Annotated in this window: 1 protein-coding gene; it reads left to right on the forward strand. The window is 71.8% G+C overall.

Features of this window, described 5'->3' with window-relative positions:
- Positions 1 to 468: UDP-N-acetylglucosamine 2-epimerase (locus CAY82_RS27515; RefSeq protein WP_177408887.1), on the forward strand; the 468-nt coding region annotated here is incomplete at both ends.

Genomic DNA, 468 nt, shown 5'->3' on the forward strand with positions numbered 1-468 from the left:
ACCTGGCGCCACGAGGACGTACTGCTCGGCGGCTGCGACGCCGGCGCGCACCTGGACCGGATGTGCGGGGCCCCGTACACGACCCGGTTCCTCGGCGACTGTCTGCGCGGCCGGAAACTGGTGCCGCTTGAGCGGGCGGTGCCGATGCTGACCGACGACCCGGCCCGACTGGCCGCGATCGTCGACGGGCTCGCCGACGCCGGCTACCCGGTGCTGCTGCTGGCGCACCCTCGGCTGGTGGCGAAATGCGCGGAGCACGGCATCAAGCTGGAGCGTCCGGACGGTTCGCTGCATGTCCGGGAGCCGCTGGCGTACCCGGAGATGGTCGCGGCCGTGCTCGGCTCGTCCGGTGTGGTCACCGACTCCGGCGGCCTCCAGAAGGAGGCCTTCTTGCTCGGCCGGGTCTACAGCACCCTGCGCACCGAGACCGAATGGGTCGAGACGCTGGAGGACGGCTGGAACGTCCTC

This window comes from Pseudomonas sp. SID14000, assembly GCF_002165135.1.
Taxonomy (GTDB): domain Bacteria; phylum Pseudomonadota; class Gammaproteobacteria; order Pseudomonadales; family Pseudomonadaceae; genus Aquipseudomonas.